The sequence below is a fragment of the Acinetobacter endophylla genome (assembly GCF_053543775.1).
In genome coordinates this window covers 1-1,895 of sequence record NZ_JBLVOM010000019.1, presented here as the reverse complement: position 1 = coordinate 1,895, position 1,895 = coordinate 1, and the positions used below count along the sequence as shown (strand labels likewise).

The window sequence follows — 1,895 nt, the reverse complement described above, 5'->3', positions numbered from 1 at the left end:
ATTGTTAATTGATTGTTTAAGACGAATGATTGTAGTCATGTTTATACCCACCCTAATTGTTTAAGTCTTTCAAATACGATTTTTGCAACAACTGCATATCCTGCGTTGTTAAAATGTGTCCCATCTGAGCGCAATGATGACGGGACTAGCCCTGCTGCAATGTCGGCAGTGTCCTGTGCTGTCGGTGTGATTCCAGCATCAGCTAAGCCATATTCAATCAAATACTTGCGAACATTGATAAATCTTGAGCCATACGCTAAATAGAGTTTTTCTTCATCTGAAATCTGCGCTGCTAAGTCTAAATATGGTTTTGGGCGGCTAATTACTAAATATCGCTTAATCGCTGTATTCAAATGATTAATCATCGCATTGTTATCTGCGATAATATACTCAGACGGAGTTTCATTGTTTTGACCTGTCCAGATAATAGCAATATCACCGCGTCTCGCTTCAGCGAAATCAAGATAAAACGGTGTCGGACGATTCAGAATTACTTCTGCACCCGCTTCAGCTCTCGTAAATGTGTAATAATTTGCATTATCCCACGCTGAACTTGCTCCGTTAGGCTTTACAATAGCCAATCTACCTTTAATGCCTGCAATCGCGCCATCAAACCAAAGACTGCTATCCTGTCCAGGAATCCCTGATTTTTGAACCAATGGTCGAATCGGCTTGCCGTTATTATCAAGCATCACTATTTTTACGGCTGTTGGTGACGCAGGAATCACACCACTTTCAGCATACAGACGCATCGGATTTCCACCTTGCCGCGCCGCAATCGTAAATGATGTTTCACCGCCACACCCTGAGTTTCTAACTGTTGCGCTAATGCCTGCATTGTTGAGCAGTAGCTGAAGAGCTTGAGGATAAGGCGCATTTCCACCCGTAGCACCTGCCCCCTGAGTCATCGAATCACCCCAACAAACAATATCAGGACCGGAAACCGTTTTTATTTCAGTTGATTGATATGAACTTTTGAATTTTGATGGGGATGCGTAAGAAGCTAAATTTATGGCATCTTTAATGCATTTTGCTGAATATTGTGTCAGCTTTCCAGACGCATCAGCTTCTAGCCATGTTCTACGGTCTTGAGAATCCACGATTGCCACAGATAAATCGGAAGAAGCTATCTGCTCAATACCGACCTCAGCAACAGCAGCTTGTATTTTAGAAGAAACTTCTGGGTCAATTTTGTCTAAAATAAGCGACTTACTGTAATTAGTCGGCTTTCCAGACGCATCAGCTTCTAGCCACGTTCGTTTATCGTTTTTATCAACAATTGCAATTGATATATCTGAATTTTCGTTGCTTGAGATTCCAAGCTCGTTGACAGCAGCATCAGTATACGATTTTGCCTGCGTCAGTGGATCATAAGGGCTTTTAGTTAGACTTGTTGCGTCTGTTGTTTTCTTTTCCCAAAGACCACTATTTACTTCTTCACCAATTGTTACAGACTGATTTAATGCAATATTTGCAATATCAGCATTTGCAGCATCTAAGGTTGGATAATATTTATTTGCAGTGGTGCTTAGGTTTGAAAGCGCGCTATCAACATCGGCCTTATTGGCTTTTGGTGCGACTGCCGCAGTAACTTCTTCGCGCGTCATAGTGTTGATTTGCGGAACGCTGGCTAATGTATAAACCTCACGACCCAGTCGGGTCTTAATGAGTTTTCCTGGTGGGCCGTTTAGCACTTCCTCAAGATCGCCAATATCTTCATCAGCATTAATTAATTTTTGCTTCGTTAATACTTGATCAGCCATGTTTCTCTCCGGCATTAAAAAACCACCCGAAGGTGGCTGTTAAATCAAATTGTTTATGTGGTCTTTGTCGTTGCTGTAGTAGCGGGTGTCATACTTGATCGCACTCACCCCTGTTTCAAAGGTGGCGCTCGG

The 1,895-nt window shown here is 42.3% G+C and carries 1 protein-coding gene; it reads right to left on the bottom strand.

The annotated features are described in order from the left end of the window. Window positions 1–41: 41 nt before the first annotated feature. Window positions 42–1,763 (bottom strand): SGNH/GDSL hydrolase family protein, encoded by a 1,722-nt coding sequence (locus ACNPNW_RS02860; protein ID WP_448766490.1) that lies wholly within the window; start codon window positions 1,761–1,763, stop codon window positions 42–44. Window positions 1,764–1,895 lie beyond the last annotated feature (132 nt).